Here is a 237-nt window from a genome sequence, read left to right on the forward strand (position 1 = left end):
GTAACAGGAATGAATCAACTTTAAAGGCTGCTTTTACCTTCATTCCTAATGGAATCCTAACCTTATCTCCTTTCAGCCTTAGCGCTTGTTTGGGATAAGTTATGACTCCCAATCCTCCCTTTTTTCGGTAGTTTGGCAAGCGGGGACGGTTTTCTAACTCGCCTTCTTTGAACTTCCTAGAAAGTTCCTTATAAGACTTGAAAGATTCGGCGACTCCTCTTAAGGTTTGTTGGGCAG

General features: G+C 42.6%; 1 pseudogene. It reads right to left on the reverse strand.

Annotation, left to right across the window (positions count from 1 at the left end):
• A pseudogene (locus JUI58_RS10850) lies at positions 1-237 on the reverse strand (RNA-guided endonuclease TnpB family protein); the annotation flags it as partial.

This window comes from Spirulina sp. CCY15215, from assembly GCF_016888125.1.
Classification (GTDB): Bacteria; Cyanobacteriota; Cyanobacteriia; order Cyanobacteriales; family Spirulinaceae; genus CCY15215.